A 12,239-nucleotide genomic window follows, 5' to 3' on the forward strand; every position below is an offset into this window, starting at 1 on the left:
GGCACTTTAGCAGCAAGGCCCGGCAGGCCGTCGATCTCACAACGGGATTTCATGGAAAAAAATCTAGCCCGCTATATCTGGTCCTCGACACGCGCCCAGCAAGCCTGGATTCTCTTTGTCGTCGCCATCTCGATGGTCCCCTATTTTCTCTCGTTCGACCTGCCCAAGCAGATCATCAACGGTCCCATTCAGGGCATAGGTTTTGAGAAGCCCGGCGCCACGCAGACTTTCATGCGCATCACCTATGATTTCCCGATTCTGGGGGAGGTGGTCTTCTTCAGCGGGCTGCAGCTCAACCGTATCCAGATGCTCATCGGCCTCAGCATGGTGTTCCTGCTGCTGGTTGTGGTCAACGGTCTCTTCAAGCTCTATATCAACACTTATAAGGGCAGGCTAGGCGAGCGGATGCTGCGCCGCATCCGCTTCGAGCTGGTGGACCGGGTGCTGCGTTTCCCGCCACTCCACTTCAAACGTGTGCGCTCGGCTGAAATCGCCACCATGATCAAGGACGAAGTGGAGCCGCTTGGAGGCTTCACCGGGGACGCTTTTGTGCAGCCGGCGCTTCTCGGAGGGCAGGCGGTTACCGCGCTCGTCTTCATCCTGATGCAGAATTTCTGGCTCGGTATGATTGCCGCGATCATTGTTGCTGCGCAGGGCATTATCATTCCCCGAATGCGCAAGCGGCTGCTGGAACTGGGACGGCAGCGCCAGCTGTCCGCGCGTGAACTTTCGGGCCGCGTCGGCGAGATCGTCGATGGTATCAGCGCTATCCATAGCAATGACACGTCGAATTATGAACGTGCCGATATCGCCAACCGTCTGGGGCACATCTTCACCATCCGCTACGATCTCTACCAGTGGAAATTTCTGGTCAAGTTCATCAACAATTTCCTGGCACAGGTTACGCCGTTTCTGTTCTACATGATTGGCGGTATTCTCGCGCTCCAGGGCCGGCTCGATATCGGCCAGCTCGTCGCCGTCATCAATGCCTATAAGGCCCTGCCGGGACCGCTCAAGGAATTGATCGACTGGGACCAAAACCGCCAAGACGTGCAGGTCAAATACGCGCAAGTGGTGGAGCAGTTCAGTGTTGATAATCTCATCGACCCGAAGGTCCAATCGGTCCAATACGATACCGTTCCCCCGCTTAACCAGCCGCTCGTTATCACCAATGTCGCGGTGCAGGACGACAGCGGCGCGCCGCTTCTGGAACATGTCAGCATCGAATTGAAGCCGACCGAGACCGTGGCGCTGATCGGTCCTGCGGGCAGTGGCAGCGATGTTTTTGCCGAACTGCTTGGCCGACTCGTCTGGCCAGCGTCTGGGCGTGTCGCAATCGACAGTCATGATCTTCTCGAACTGCCAGAATCGGTCACCGGACGGCGCATCGCCTATGCGTCGGGTGACGGCTATTTCTTCAGCGGTTCCTTACGCGACAATCTGCTCTACGGGCTGAAACATGCGCCCCTGACAAAGGTTGCTTATGAAGGCAATGACGCTGCAAAACGGAACTGGCAGATCGCAGAGGCGCGCCGGGCACGAAACCCTGATTTCGATCTCAACAGCGACTGGGTCGATTACGCGGCGATGGGCATTGAGGGGCGAGACGGACTATATGCCGTTGTGCGGCCTATTCTCGACGCGGTGATGGTTACCCATGACATTTTCGATATAGCGCTCCTGTCAAAGGTCGATACGGTCGCTCATCCTGAATTCAGCGCGCGCATCGTGGAACTCAGGCAGGCCCTGCGCACGCGGCTTGACGGCAGCGATATGGCCGAACTCGTCATTCCCTTTGAGCCGGACGTCTATAACATGCAAGCGACGGTGGGCGAAAATCTGCTGTTTGGCGTGCTCGACCGTTCCTCCATGACCATTCGTCAACTGGCGGCACATCCCTTTTTTCGGGAGGTCATCGGCGAGAACGACCTGCTCGCCGATCTCTACGCCGTGAGCCTCGAAATTGCACAAAACGCTATCGAGCTTTTCCGCGACCTGCCAGCGGACCACCCCTTCTTCCAGCAGCTGACCTTCATGCGTCCGGAAGACATACCTGAATACGAGACGCTTCTTCAGCGCGTGAAGGGCCTCAGCGTTGACGCGGTCTCGGACGAAGATCGCGTCAACATTGTGCGTCTCAGCTTCGCCTATATAGAGCCGCGGCATCGTTTTGGTCTTCTGACGGATGAGTTGAAGGCCAAGATTGTGAAGGCAAGAACACGCTTTCTGCAAGATACGCCGAAGGACCTGCGCGCCGTGATCGAGCCTTACGAGCCCGACCGTTTCATCAAGCACGCTACGCTTCTCGACAATCTGCTATTCGGCAAGATAAGCTATGGACAGATGAATGCATCGGACAAGATCCGGTCGACACTTATCGATCTATTCGAGGAAACGGGCCAGCAACGCACGATCCTGATCATCGGCCTTGATTTTGATGTGGGTTCTGGCGGCAAGCGGCTGACCAGCGTCCAGCGCCAGAAAATCAATATGGCGCGAGCTCTGCTCAAGCATGCCGATTATGTGGTGTTCAACCGACCGCTGCCCTCACTGGATCAGCGTATCCAAATACAGATCGCCGCAAATATCATGCATACACTGCATAAAGAGGGTCATAAACCTGCGATAATATGGGCATTGAGCAATTTTTCTCTCGCCAGAGACTTCGACCGCGTTATCGTGTTTGATCACGGGCGGGTGGTTCAGGACGGTACATATGAGACACTGATGCAGGAGGATGGACCGCTCAAGGATCTGCTGTCGTAACGCGTCATGAAGGGAAAGATCGATGTTACTGAAGGATGAGGTCGAGATGCTACGGAGCATGCCGTTTTTTGCCGGGATAGAACCGGCGAAGCTGAAGCTTCTCGCCTTCACTTCAGAGCGCGTCACTTTCAAGCCTGGTGAAACGCTGTTCCATCAGGGCGACATGTCGGACGCCGCCTATGTAATCCTTTTGGGCGGGGCGGATATTCTGGTCGATACACCCGGCGGGCCGATCAAGGTTGCCGAGGCCCAGCCCAATTCCATCGTCGGTGAAATTGGGATTTTGTGTGATATGGGGCGCACGGCCACCGTGCGAGCGGCGACGTCTATGGAAACCTTGCGCATCAGCAAGGAACATTTCACAAAAATTCTCGGTGATTATCCAGAAATGGCCATCACGATCATGCGAGAACTGGCAAAACGGCTCGGCCAGACCACCGCGGAGCTGACGCTGGAGCGCAGCCGCAATCAGAACATGCTTTCCGATTGAAAAACCGTATTACCGCGATGCCGAAACGCCGCAGTATGTCGGTTTCGTTGGGCTGACAAAAGTTTACGGCAGGAACCGGTCTCTGTTATTCCTCAATCCACCGGCGCTCGGATGCAGCGAGGTGGGCATGCATAGCGACTTGCGCTGCAAATGGGTCTTTCGCCCGCAGTGCAATCAGAACGGCGCGATGTTCTTCAACTGCCAACCGCCATGTGCCAGGGCTTTCCGTATGCCGTTGCATTCGTTCGGAAATTGGACTGTGCCTCTCATCGAAGAGCTTGATCACCAGATCAGTCAGGACGCTGTTTCCCACCACTGATGCGAGACCGATATGAAACTGTCGGTCGTGTTCGAGAGGCTTTCGGTTGGCGTCAATCTCCCGCGTCATTGCGTCAAGGATGTTGTCCAGTTCTGACAATGTAGGCTCGGTGATGCGCGCCGCACATTGCGCGATCAAGCCACATTCTATCAAAACGCGTGCCTGCATTAATTCTGTAGGGCTTTCGCCCAACAACTGATCGTTCAGATTCGACCCGGTGGGGTTCAGGACATAAATACCTGACCCTGATCGAATCTCGATTACCCCCTCAATTTCGAGAGCAATAAGCGCTTCGCGAAGCGAGGGGCGTGAGATGCCCAACTGCTGCGCAAGTTCCCGCTCAGCCGGTAGTCTTGATCCCGCCGTGAGCGAACCGCCGTCGATAAGCGCGCGGATCTGGTCTGCGATCTGTTGATAGACACGTCTGGTTTCAAGCATGCGGTAAGACCAAATTTGTTAATAACGGATAGGTTCACGCGTTATTTTGCTGATTTTGTCGCTACTCTCAAGAAATTTTAATAATGTGGCTTGACCAGATTTCTCTTTTTCCCCTATCAAATGACAACTTTTATCACAGCACCGGGGAGGAGGAGCACGATGAGAGGTTTTTCTGTAAAGAAGCCATCTGAAACGGCTCCTGTGCTGCTCAGGCTTGACGACGTCTCTAAGGAATTTCCGGGCGTAAAAGCACTTTCGGGTGTCAGCTTCGATCTGCGCGCCGGTGAGGTTCATGCTGTCTGCGGAGAAAATGGCGCTGGCAAATCGACGCTGATGAAAATCATCAGCGGCGTATATCAACCCAATTCAGGGTCGATCACCTACAAGGGAGCGCCGGTTCAGTTCGCTTCGACGCTGGAGTCCGAAGCGGCTGGCATTGCCATCATCCATCAGGAACTTAATCTCGTGCCGCATCTGAGCGTCGCGGAGAACATTTATCTCGCACGCGAACCTCGCCGAGGCTTTCTGGTCGACCGAAAGAAGTTGATCGCCGATGCTAAGCGCTGTCTTAACCGTCTCGGGGTGAGTATCGATCCGAATGTGCAGGTGCGGACGCTGTCCGTCGCCCAATGTCAGATGGTGGAGATCGCGAAGGCGCTTTCGCTGGACGCGAATGTGCTGATTATGGACGAGCCCACCTCGTCCTTGACGGAACAGGAAGCACAACTCCTCTTCAAGGTGATCCGTGATCTGAAAAGCCAGGGCACCGGCATTATTTATATTTCTCACCGGCTGGATGAGATGCAGGAAATCGTTGATCGCGTTACGGTTCTGCGCGATGGGCGATATGTCTCGACCGATGATTTTGCTGACCTCACCGTCGATGAAATCGTTGCGCGCATGGTTGGGCGTTCGCTGGAGGACAAGTTTCCAGAGCCGACCCGACAGCCTGCGGATGACGTCATTTTCTCGGTGAAGGGCCTCACAAGGCGTGATGTTTTCGAGGATATCAGCTTTGATATTCGTCGTGGCGAGATTCTCGGCTTTGCCGGGTTGATGGGTGCGGGGCGAACCGAAGTGGCACGAGCAATTTTCGGCGCCGATCCGCTTGATGCGGGTACGATTCTGCTCGACGGCAGTGAATTGAAGATCACAGATCCACGCAGCGGGATCGATGCTGGCATCGCTTACCTGTCCGAAGATCGCAAGGCCCAAGGTCTCGCCATCGCGATGCCTGTGGATGCCAATCTGGTCATGGCGCGCATGCAGGCAGTCAGTAACAGTCTCGGCGTCATCGACCGCAAGCAAGAGCGGGACGCAAGCCAGCATTATGTCGATCTCCTCAGCATCAAGACGCCGAGCCTCCATCAGCCGGTTCGTCTTCTGTCGGGTGGCAATCAGCAGAAGATCATCATTGGCAAATGGCTGTTTCGAGAGCCGCGGGTCATGTTTTTTGACGAGCCGACACGGGGCATCGACGTTGGCGCGAAATTTGCGATCTATCAGATCATGGATGAGCTTGCGGCGCGGGGTATCGCGGTTGTTTTGATCAGTTCCGAACTGCCGGAAGTGCTTGGCATGTCTGATCGTATCGCTGTCTTCCATGGCGGTCGTATCGCTGCGACGCTCAAAACACGAGACACCAATCAGGAAGAGATCATGCATTACGCGTCCGGCAGTGGTCGACGCGGCGAATAAGGATAATCAGCATGACGGAAGTAACCAACGGTAAACCGGTAGAGCAACCCCAAATTTCAGCAGATAAGGGACGGCGTCTCAGCGAGCGGCAGAAGGATATCATTCAGAAGTTTGCAGCGCTTGGCAGTCTTGTCGTGCTTGCTGCAATCTTTTCCGCGACGAGCAGCGCCTTTTTCTCTGTTGGCAACGGCATGACCATAGCGCTTCAGGTCACTTCGATTGCTTTGCTTGGTATTGGTGCGACTTATGTGATCATCACGGGTGGCATCGACCTTTCCGTTGGCTCGGTGCTCGCGCTTGCTGGCGTCGTGGCTGCACTTGCCGTGAAGGAACTGCAGTTTCCCATCTGGATTTCGATGCTGCTCGGCATTTTGACCGGTTCGCTTTGTGGCCTGATCAATGGTCTGGCTGTCACCAAGCTGCGTTTGCCTCCCTTTATCGCCACGCTCGGCATGATGTTGATTGCTCGTGGTGTTGCCTTGCAAATCACTGGCGCCCGCGCGGTTTCGGGACTGGGAGAGAGCTTCGGCGTTCTGGGTAACGGCTCGCTATTTCGGTTGGAGTCGATCGATGAGCAGGGGTTCCCGGTCGTCACTTTTCCGGGCATTCCGTATCCCGTTGTCCTGATGATTGTGATCGCCATCATCGCCGCGTTTGTTCTCAATCGGACTGTGTTTGGCCGTCATATCTATGCCATCGGCTCCAACGCCGTCGCCGCGCGTCTGTCGGGCGTCAACGTCTCGCGGATCACGATCTATACCTACCTGATTTCCGGCACGCTGGCTGGACTGACCGGTTGTGTGCTGATGTCTCGACTTGTCACCGCGCAGCCGAATGAAGGCGTCATGTACGAACTTGACGCCATCGCTAGCGCAGTCATTGGCGGTACATCATTGATCGGCGGTGTCGGTACGATTTCGGGGACCTTTATCGGCGCATTCGTCATCGGCATTTTGCGCAACGGTTTGAATATGAACGGCGTTTCAGCCTTCACGCAGCAGATCATCATCGGACTTGTCATTCTGGTCACCGTCTGGATCGACCAATTGCGCAATCGCCGCTGAAGAGGAGGACGGGAAGGGTAGGGCCTTCCCCCGTTTCGAACTCCGGTCGGGTTCGGTTAGTTGGAGGAAAACATGGGTAAATTTAAAACTGCGCTTCTCGCTTCGGTCATGGTCTTCGGCGGTTTGTCCACCGCGTCGGCCGGTGAAATTGCCGTTATCGTCAAGACGGTCAATTCGACCTTCTGGCAGAACGTTCAGAAGGGCGCCGATGCTGCCATTGCCGAGGCAAAGGGCGAGCACACGATGACTTTCCAGGGACCAGCATCGGAGTCCGCTATCGCTGACCAGGTCAATATGGTCGAAAATGCCGTCAACCGCAAAGTCGACGCCATTCTTCTTGCACCGTCTGATCCCGATGCGCTTGTCCCAGCCGTGAAAAAGGCTTGGGAAGCACGCATCCCGGTTGTCATCATCGACAGCCAGCTCGCCAGCGGTGCCGAGAAATATTACCAGTCCTTCCTGGCGACGGACAATAAAAAGGCTGGCGAACTCGCTGCCAAGGCTCTGATCGACAAGGTCGGCACGACGGGCAAGATCGCCGTCATGTCCTATGTTGCCGGTGCCGGGTCTGAAATCGGTCGTGTGGGCGGCTTTACCGACTACATCAAGGCCAATTCGAAGCTGGAAATCGTTGGGCCTTACTATTCACAATCGCAGATGGCGACCGCGCTCAACCAGACCACCGATGTTCTGGCTGCCAACAGTGACCTGAAGGGCATTTTCGGCGCGAACGAACCAACTGCAATCGGCATGGGCCGGGCGATCAAGCAGGCCGGCAAGGCAGGAAAGGTTGCTGCAATCGGTTTCGACGGCAACCAGGATTTGCAGGAATTCGTCAAGGATGGCACGCTGGCTGCAACCGTTGTCCAGGGCTCCTACCAGATGGGTGATATCGGCGTTGCAACGCTGCTGAAGTTGCTCAAGAAGGAAAAGGTCGAGAAGACAATCGATACTGGCGTCGTTGTTGTCACGAAGGACAATGTCGACAAGCCGGAAGCGAAGAACGTTCTTTACTAAGTCAAAGCTGGCGCGCGGAGCATATCCGCGCGCTCTTTTCGGTCAGATTGGGAATTCAGCACATCATGAAGGTTTCAGATAGACGCAAATTGCGCAATCGTGACGTCTCGTTCACGCTAATGGGTCTCGGCTGTGCCCAGATGGGTAACCTCTATCGATGGACGAGTTATCAGGAATCGCTGAGTGCTTTCGATGCGGCGTGGGATGCTGGTATCCGTTACTTCGATACAGCGCCTTTTTATGGCTATACGCGTTCAGAACGCCGCCTTGGCACGATGGTGACGGAGCACAAACGCGACGAATATGTGCTCAGCACCAAGGTTGGGCGCATCATGGTGCCGGACGAGACAGTCGGGCCGGAAGAAGACGCTTACGTCGAGCCGCTGCCATTTCGACCGACCTACGACTACAGTTACGATGCGATCATGCGTTCTTTCGAAGCAAGCCGCCAGCGGATTGGCGTGTTCGCTCCTGACGTGCTGTATATTCATGATATTGGCCGCGCCACCCACGGCGATCGCCATCAACACTATTGGGACCAGCTGACCAAGGGTGGCGGTTTCAAGGCGCTTGGCGAACTGCGTTCTGCGAGCTTGGTCAAGGCCGTCGGTCTAGGGGTCAATGAATGGCAGGTCGTATCCGACGCGATGCAGGAATTTGACATCGACGTTTCGATGCTGGCTGGCCGCTATACCTTGCTAGAGCAAGAAAGCCTTTCTCTTCTCGACCGTTGCCACCGGGAGGGCGTTGGTATCGTCGTGGCAGGTGCTTTCAATTCCGGTCTTCTAGCGGGCAATCGGAAGTTCAATTATGCCGAAGCGCCGGCCGATCTCCTGGCTCGTGTCGAGGAAGTTCAAGCGGCATGCGAATCCGAAGGTGTTACCATGCAAGCGGCGGCTCTGGCCTTTCCCGCGCTGCATCCTGCCGTGGTCACTGTTGTCTCAGGCGCCCGCAATGGCGAGCAGATGAAGGCAAATGTCGATTGGTTCGAGCAGGAAATTCCTGCCTCCTTCTGGGCGCGCCTGAAAGCCAAGGGCGTAATTTCTGCCGACGCACCAGCCGATAGCAACTGACATACGCTGTAAATTCCTCGCTCTGATAGCTTTCGTGTCAGAGCGAGGAATGTAAAGGTCCTAGCGGATATATCGACTGGGGTGGGCGGTGCTCTACTCGACAATCCGGCTCATACGCTTGATATTACGAGTTCGGTCGAAGCTGCTCTCGTTGCAGCGCCACTGCGCTCATTCATAACGCATTGAAAAGCTGATCAAAATGGGGCAGGATGCCCCAAATCGGGGAGAATTTCGTCGCTAATAGGGCTCGCTATCAAAGCCGTGACGCTTGCCGGAATCACCGCCGTCCTATTGGCGGAGATAGTGCAGAAATTAACGAGGCAACCGACAGGTGGACAAGATCGCAACAGCCCGTAGCATTCTGGCCGGAACCGCCGAAGGGCCTATCCTCGCAACACATGAACCGCTGAGCTTTTGGGGCGGGGTGGATCCCGCCACAGGCAGGATCATCGACATACATCATCCGCTCCATGGGCAAAGTATAAAGGGTGTTGTGCTGATGATGCCATCGACGCGTGGCTCCTGTTCAGGTTCGGGCGTGCTGCTTGACCTGGCATTGAATGGCATGGCGCCGGCTGCGCTGATTTTCTGCCAGTCTGAAGACGTGGTGACGCTTGGGGCACTCATTGCCGACAAGATGTTTGGCCATCCTCTCCCCGTCTTGCGGCTGCGATCGGAGGAGTGGGAGCGCTTGCGAAAAGAGCCAGAGGCCGCGATCACGCCCACGATGTTGACCGCGCCCGGTTTCACGCTGCCGCTCGCTGCATCGAAGGAGACTGGCCTCGCGCTTTCTGCCGCTGATCAAGCCATGGTGGCGGGTAAAGAGGGGAACGTTACCAAGCTTGCCATGGATATTATCTGTGCCATGGCCGAGAACCAGGGTGCGGAACGCCTGATCGACGTCGCGCAGGCTCATATCGACGGCTGCATCTATGCAAGCTCGGCCAACCTGGTCTTTGCCGAGAAAATGGTGGATATGGGCGCGCAGGTGCGTGTTCCGACGACGATGAATGCTATCTCCGTTGATCGTGAGCATTGGCAGGCGCAAGGTGTGCCTGCAACCTTTGGAAGGCCCGCCGCACGTCTTGCTGATGCCTATGTGCAGATGGGATGCAGGAGCACATTTACCTGTTCGCCCTACCTACTGGAGACAGCGCCGGAACAGGGCGATACAATCGCATGGGCAGAGAGCAATGCGGTCATCTATGCAAACACAGTGCTTGGAGCCCGCACGGCAAAGCATCCTGATTTTCTCGATCTTTGCATCGCGATTACCGGACGAGCACCACTCTCAGGTGTTTACCTTGACGAACATCGCTATGCGCAGCGTATCATTCACGTTGATATACCCGAGGGGTTCGACGACGCTTTCTGGCCATTGATTGGTTACCTCGCGGGCAAGGTTTCACCAGATCGTATTCCACTCCTGAAAGGGCTTAGGGACGTCAAGCCGTCGCCGGAAAATTTGAAAGCCTTATGTGCTGCCTTCGGCACGACTTCGGCCGCGCCTATGCTGCATATTGAGGGCGTTACACCGGAAGCGCATCTCATTTCGCCCTCAGCTGATACGGCTTTTATCACGAAAGACGATATGGCAGCGGGATGGCAGCTGCTGAATGATGGCCCTGATGCAGTGGACTTGGTAGCCATTGGTAGCCCACATGCGTCTCTGGAAGAATGTCGCGCTTTTGCAGATGCGTTGCAGGGCGGAAAAGCGGTCATAACCACGATCATTACCGCGGGGCGTCAGGTCATAGCTGCGGCGCGCGAAGAGGGAGCACTGCAAAGGCTGGAAATGGCAGGCGTTCAGGTGATCCCCGATCTCTGCTGGTGCTCTATTTCCGAGCCTGTTTTCCCAACTGAGGCCAAGGCGCTGATGACCAATTCAGGAAAATACGCCCATTATGGGCCGGGTCTCTCTGGCCGTGCGGTGCGTTTTGGTAGTCTCGCCAGCTGTGCAGAGGCCGCGCAGACAGGCCACGTCGCTAAGGGGCTGCCGAGGTGGCTTGAAGCATGATGAGTTGAGCTGGTGTTGGCTATCGCCGGGCACTTCAGGAAACGGCGCCAGATTTCAGGAGTGCTGAGAAACGCGGGTCGAAATGCCTGCTGATTTGCTCAAGCGCTGCCCCCCGCGCCACGGCCCATATATCGGTCAAGCCGACCAGCAGGCGCGGCAATGTTCGCACCGGATAATCAACGCTGGAAGAAACGAGCGGTTCGATCCGGTCCACGAGGCGGTTGGCCAAAAGTTTTGGCGCTCCGCCGCATATAATTATTGTTTGCGGATCGAAGATCGCCTCTATCGTATGAATGGCTGATCTTAGTTCCGTCGCCGCGCGCTCCAACCATGCTTCCACCCGGGGGTCGTTTTGCATCAGCAGGGTTTCAAGTTCTGCGGACAGATCGGGCTGTGCTTCGTCGAGTTTTAAATATTTGTAAAGCGACGAGAGAGAGGCGTGGTGTTCCAGCGGCGTTTGCACGCCCTGATTGGCCATCAGCATGGTGCCGATTTCACCGGCATTGCCCTTGCTGCCCGTATAGATTTCTCCGTTCAGTATCAGGCCGGCGCCTACACCATAACCCAAATAGATACAGACGACATTATCGAGGCCATCCGCAAGACCGACCATTTTTTCTGCCCGTGCGCAGGCCGTGGCGTCGTTCTGCAACGTCACCGTTAAACCGGTGCTCTCGGTGAGCCTGTCAATCAGCGGGAACGACTGCCATGCGCTCATCACCCATCGGTCATCTTCGGGAACTGGTGTGCCGAAAGGCCCGGGCATCGCGACGCCAAGGCCCGACATTCGGTAGTGCCCATCGGGAAATTCACGCGCAAGCGCAGCCCGCACCTCGGCAATTTCCTCCAGTATGATGGCGCAGCCCTCTTCGGGATTATCAGCAGGCAGGGCGGCTTCCCGACGCATAACTTCATCGCCTGTCAGGTTGACAACGACGATCCGGGTCAAATGTCGGTCGATTTGAACGCCGAGCGCAAATGCGCCCTCAGGCACTAACCGGTAGGGCGTTGCCGGTTGTCCGCGGCCTTGCCTGACGACATTCTCAGAACTCACCAATCCATCGCTTTCCAGACCTTCAATTAGGTTGGAGATTGTCTGTTTAGTGAGACTTGTCGCACGGGCGAGTTCGGCACGGGAGAGCGATCTGTTCTGACGCAGGGCGTCGATGATCACCCTGCGATTATGGGCACTGGTGCCCTCATGATTGGTGCCGCTGGTGGCCCGAATATCGCTCTTTCTTGGCATCCTTAATCCCTCTTGACACCAATAGATATTTATAACACGTTTAAGTCAATGGATTTGACTTAATAAAGAACATAAACATTTAATAATGGTGGAACAACAGCTCTGAACTCG

Annotated in this window: 9 protein-coding genes; 7 read left to right on the top strand and 2 right to left on the bottom strand. The window is 55.7% G+C overall.

Annotation, left to right across the window (positions count from 1 at the left end):
- The first annotated feature begins 51 nt into the window (after positions 1-51).
- Together JAU75_RS14115 and JAU75_RS14120 are read left to right on the top strand one after the other, a co-directional pair.
- Entirely contained in the window at positions 52-2,766 is a 2,715-nt protein-coding gene (locus JAU75_RS14115; RefSeq protein ID WP_199057145.1) for an ABC transporter ATP-binding protein, read from the top strand.
- Between the two features lie 22 nt (positions 2,767-2,788).
- Positions 2,789-3,256, top strand: coding sequence for a cyclic nucleotide-binding domain-containing protein (locus JAU75_RS14120; RefSeq protein ID WP_199057146.1), 468 nt, complete (start codon positions 2,789-2,791; stop codon positions 3,254-3,256).
- A gap of 85 nt (positions 3,257-3,341) precedes the next feature.
- On the opposite strand, the gene JAU75_RS14125 is transcribed toward JAU75_RS14120, so the two are convergent.
- Entirely contained in the window at positions 3,342-4,013 is a 672-nt protein-coding gene (locus tag JAU75_RS14125) for a FadR/GntR family transcriptional regulator (RefSeq protein ID WP_199057147.1), read from the bottom strand.
- Positions 4,014-4,172: 159 nt separating this feature from the next.
- Between JAU75_RS14125 and JAU75_RS14130 the strand changes: the two genes are divergently transcribed.
- From JAU75_RS14130 to JAU75_RS14150, 5 genes are all read left to right on the top strand, one after another.
- The gene (locus JAU75_RS14130) at positions 4,173-5,711 is read left to right on the top strand and encodes a sugar ABC transporter ATP-binding protein (protein WP_199057148.1); all 1,539 of its coding nucleotides are present in this window, start codon (positions 4,173-4,175) and stop codon (positions 5,709-5,711) included.
- Positions 5,712-5,722: 11 nt separating this feature from the next.
- Positions 5,723-6,775 (top strand): ABC transporter permease, encoded by a 1,053-nt coding sequence (locus JAU75_RS14135; protein ID WP_199057149.1) that lies wholly within the window; start codon positions 5,723-5,725, stop codon positions 6,773-6,775.
- A 72-nt stretch (positions 6,776-6,847) separates the two neighbouring features.
- Positions 6,848-7,792 (top strand): ABC transporter substrate-binding protein, encoded by a 945-nt coding sequence (locus JAU75_RS14140; protein ID WP_199057150.1) that lies wholly within the window; start codon positions 6,848-6,850, stop codon positions 7,790-7,792.
- Positions 7,793-7,857: 65 nt separating this feature from the next.
- A complete protein-coding gene (locus tag JAU75_RS14145; protein WP_199057151.1) occupies positions 7,858-8,865 on the top strand; it encodes an aldo/keto reductase in 1,008 nt (335 codons plus the stop codon).
- 331 nt (positions 8,866-9,196) lie between these two features.
- Positions 9,197-10,882 carry an aconitase family protein gene (locus JAU75_RS14150; RefSeq protein ID WP_199057152.1) on the top strand — a complete coding sequence of 562 codons (1,686 nt, stop codon included), beginning with the start codon at positions 9,197-9,199 and terminating at the stop codon, positions 10,880-10,882.
- 34 nt (positions 10,883-10,916) lie between these two features.
- Here the strand turns inward: JAU75_RS14150 and JAU75_RS14155 are convergent, their stop codons facing one another.
- Positions 10,917-12,128, bottom strand: a complete 1,212-nt coding sequence (locus JAU75_RS14155; protein WP_199057153.1) for an ROK family transcriptional regulator — start codon at positions 12,126-12,128, stop codon at positions 10,917-10,919.
- Between the last annotated feature and the right edge of the window lie 111 nt (positions 12,129-12,239).

It is taken from the genome of Ochrobactrum sp. Q0168 (assembly GCF_016427605.1).
In the GTDB taxonomy this organism is placed as follows: Bacteria; Pseudomonadota; Alphaproteobacteria; order Rhizobiales; family Rhizobiaceae; genus Brucella.